Source organism: Halorubrum distributum JCM 13561 (assembly GCF_000337395.1).
Classification (GTDB): Archaea; Halobacteriota; Halobacteria; order Halobacteriales; family Haloferacaceae; genus Halorubrum; species Halorubrum distributum.
Genome location: NZ_AOJF01000009.1, coordinates 2,075 through 2,484, shown reverse-complemented (window position 1 = coordinate 2,484; position 410 = coordinate 2,075).

Below are 410 nucleotides of genomic sequence, written 5' to 3'. Positions count from 1 at the left end.
GGTTGAGGCCGAGATTCTCCCCGTGTTCTCCGAGGAGAGGGTTCACGACGAGGTTCTCTCGTCCGCCGTCTCCCACGTTCGCGAGGCTGGGAAGACGCGCCTCCGCGACCGGTGGGCGATCCTCTCCGCCGCGTTCGACGGCCTCGACGAGGACGACGCCGGCGACGTCGACTCCTCTGACATCTTCGAGGAGAGCGAGGACGACCCCGACAGCGTCGACCTCGACCGGCCGACGTGTGAAACAGCCGAAGGCGACCACGGCGTCGCCTGGGCGCTCGCGGTTCACGTCGCCCGCCGGCTCGGCTACACCCCCCAGGAAATCCACACTCAGGCACAAGGTCTATTCGGCGCACCACTCCCGTGTACCGACCACGACGGCGGCGAGGAGTGCGCCTACTCCGCTGGCTGGG